Source organism: Vibrio sp. 2132-1 (genome assembly GCF_033344315.1).
Genome location: NZ_JAWPON010000932.1, coordinates 1 through 500, shown reverse-complemented (window position 1 = coordinate 500; position 500 = coordinate 1). Strand labels below are relative to the sequence as shown.

1 pseudogene is annotated in these 500 nt (G+C 48.2%); it reads right to left on the bottom strand.

Annotated elements, in window-relative coordinates:
• Positions 1 to 500, bottom strand: a pseudogene (locus tag R8N47_RS28795) (sensor histidine kinase); the annotation flags it as partial.

Sequence of the window (500 nt, the reverse complement as noted above, 5' to 3'; positions counted from 1 at the left end):
TCTTGCATTTGAGTTCGAACATAGCGAGAAAACTTCCAAGACAACCAAATACAAATACCGACGGCAATGATTCCGAACGATATCAAAGGCAACAACCGTTCGCTTGTCCAGAGATCCAAAGTATCAATCAAATAGCCAACTTTGATCATGCCAATCACATCGCCTTCATTGGAAAAAATGGGAGATATGTAACGAACCGATGGTCCTAAAGATCCCACGCCATAAGAAAGGTAGGACTCGCCGTTTTCCAGCGCTCTTTCAATGTCACCTCCCAATACAGGCAGACCAACGCGTTCAGCGACAGGATGTGCCAGCCGAATTCCTGCGCGATCACTCACAGTGATAAAGTCCGCATCACTCACCGCCTGAACCGCATTGATGATTTCTGACGTTTTGCTTGCGCTACCAGACCCAACAGCGGCAATAAGGCTGGACAATTGCGAGAGCTGCTGCGACTGAACTTGAGCACGCAGGCTGATTTGATGAGTGAGGATGTCGTC